At 69.0% G+C, this 297-nt stretch carries 1 pseudogene; it reads left to right on the forward strand.

The features are described from left to right. A pseudogene (locus F1735_RS34740) lies at positions 1-297 on the forward strand (di-heme oxidoredictase family protein); the annotation flags it as partial.

Here is a 297-nt window from a genome sequence, read left to right on the forward strand (position 1 = left end):
CGTCACCTCGGCGCACCCGTTTCCCGCCAATGGCAGCGCCCTCACCCCACTGCCGGCCTCGGCCGAACCGCTGGAAACGCTGCAATTCACCCTGCCCGATGGCACCCTGGTCACCCGCTTCGGCGCGCGCGGCCTGGCCCGCCACGGCCGCGAGCGCGGCGAGGACTGGAACGAGATCGGCTACGGCCCCAACGAAACGGTTGACCCGGCCACCGGCCTGGCGCTCGACAAAGGCCCGGGCAATTACCTCACCTTCGTGCCGCAATACTTCAAGAACCGCACCTGGGGCGTCGAAAT

The sequence above is a fragment of the Massilia genomosp. 1 genome (genome assembly GCF_011682185.1).
Classification (GTDB): Bacteria; Pseudomonadota; Gammaproteobacteria; order Burkholderiales; family Burkholderiaceae_D; genus Telluria_A; species Telluria_A rubra.